1 protein-coding gene is annotated in these 582 nt (G+C 33.0%); it reads right to left on the bottom strand.

What is annotated here, in order from left to right; all coding sequences use genetic code 11:
• Window positions 1-157: 157 nt before the first annotated feature.
• A partial coding sequence (locus ACTHS3_RS16600; RefSeq protein ID WP_440368586.1) for a type VI secretion IcmF C-terminal domain-containing protein occupies window positions 158-582 on the bottom strand: 425 nt, incomplete at its 5' end.

The raw sequence follows: 582 nt of genomic DNA, 5'->3' as shown, positions 1-582 counted from the left end.
CGTATGAGCAACGATAGTTCTATTCATTTCGGAAAACTCCTTGTCAATCTTAAACCAATATTCCGGTTACAAGTATTTTCATCCTATATTTTAAATAGGGATAAAATATGTGATAGTGATATTTTAGACAATATTATTTACATCTCTATTGAGACTTTTAAATACACTGAAAATTCCTTAATTTACTTAAATTAAAGGGATTAAAGGCAGTAGAAGTAGTAAATTCAAGTACAAGATTTTTTCCTTTAATATTGTATTCGACAACGGTGGTATTTCCTGTTTGGCGAATAATTTTACCTTTTTCAATAAGGCGGAAGATTGACCAAGGCCCAGTTGAACTAATACCTGCACTGTTGATTTGGGGAGAAGAGATATCTATTTTGGCTAAAGCATTTTCACTCTTCGATGACCAAGTAAAGGTTACAGGGTTTACAGGACCATGGCTGTATACATAGCTTTTCCCTGCATATGAGATATTTACACTTTCTAAACTAGTATCAAGAATCAAAACTTTAACCGAGAAGTCAAATGTAGGAGTTTCTGAGCCTTTATCAAAATATCCTTGTCGGATGTCTGCTATAT

It is taken from the genome of Neisseria sp. P0009.S007 (assembly GCF_051962515.1).
This window is presented reverse-complemented; position numbering and strand designations above follow the sequence as displayed.